This window comes from Candidatus Weimeria sp. HCP3S3_B5 (genome assembly GCF_052064335.1).
Taxonomy (GTDB): Bacteria; Bacillota; Clostridia; order Lachnospirales; family Lachnospiraceae; genus Weimeria.
Genome location: NZ_JBQHVU010000066.1, coordinates 1 through 964 on the forward strand (window position 1 = coordinate 1; position 964 = coordinate 964).

The window sequence follows — 964 nt, forward strand, 5'->3', positions numbered from 1 at the left end:
TTGTAAGATACCGTTTCAAGCTCACCAACATGATAACAGGTGAAAAGAACCGTGCCCACAACTGTCTTACTGTATCCAATCTCAAACTTGATGATGTCTTCAGCGATATTTTTGGTAAATCTTCACTCTCTATCACTGAATATATGCTGGCACATCCCGGGGAAAAATTTGATGTGACACCATTCGTAAATGGAAGATGTAAAACCCCTGTCGAAGAAATACAGGCTGCTGTAGATGGAGCAATATCAGACGGACAGGCTGCCAAATTAAGAGAATGTCTTGACCATATATCTCAGTTGGAAAAGCATAAGGAAAAAATAGAACAGGAGATCCTTAGCTTCACTGGCAAATACAAAGACTCTCTTGATCTGATAAGAACAGTCCCGGGATTTGATAAAAATCCCTTTACAGCAATCCAGATCCTTTCTGAGATAGGCGCTGATATGTCTGTCTTCCCCACAGATAAAAACCTTGTCTCGTGGGCTGGATGCTGTCCTCGAAATGATCGAAGTGCTTCGCATGTCAAATCCACAAGGATTTCCCGTTCTGGTTCTTATCTTAAACCAGTTCTGGTGCAAATTGCAAATGCAATTATCAGATCAAAAGATCATCCCGAGTTCAGAGACCGTTATAGACGTATAAAAGCTCATCGTGGACATAAGAAAGCCATCATTGCTATCTGTCGTATGCTCCTAACCGCTATCTGGCACATACTCACAGATAAAAAGCCATACACAGCAGACGGATTTACTATATCCACGCCTGTGAGAGAGAAAACAATCCTCACCAGATCACAGGCACTCTATCTGTTAAGGCAGAGGGGATATATCATCAAAGATGACGAACCTCAGACTGCCAGCTGATTGAGTCTTGATCCATATCCAATATTAAAAGGCTGTAAAAATACAGCTTGTTTACTATGCCCTTTTTTAGTTTTCCTTAAGCGCTACTTTGTTTCAAACTT

1 protein-coding gene is annotated in these 964 nt (G+C 41.1%); it reads left to right on the forward strand.

What is annotated here, in order from left to right:
- On the forward strand, positions 1–863 hold an 863-nt coding region (locus ACTNCK_RS11735), incomplete at its 5' end, for a transposase (RefSeq protein ID WP_441082905.1).
- Positions 864–964: the final 101 nt, after the last annotated feature.